Source organism: Acinetobacter sp. ANC_7682 (assembly GCF_056779795.1).
Genome location: NZ_JBWYIQ010000098.1, coordinates 1 through 280, shown reverse-complemented (window position 1 = coordinate 280; position 280 = coordinate 1). Strand labels below are relative to the sequence as shown.

General features: G+C 40.4%; 1 protein-coding gene. It reads right to left on the bottom strand.

Annotated elements, in window-relative coordinates:
- Positions 1 to 280: alpha/beta fold hydrolase (locus AC1M9D_RS14150; protein WP_481612451.1), on the bottom strand; the 280-nt coding region annotated here is incomplete at both ends.

Below are 280 nucleotides of genomic sequence, written 5' to 3'. Positions count from 1 at the left end.
CATTCCAAGCATTTTCATTGCCAATTTTAGCGGCGGTATTACACACAATCACATGACTAAAGCGTTGAGGATGATTGATCGCTAACCATTGACCTGTCAAACCACCCATCGAAATACCACAGAATGCAGCTTTTTCAACATTTAAATGGTCGAGTAAATTCACCACATCTTGACCAAGTTGATCAATGCTATATGGACCTTGAGGCGCGTCCGATGCACCATGACCACGTGTGTCATAACAAATCACATAATGAGAAGCTTTAAAAAACTCAATTTGTGA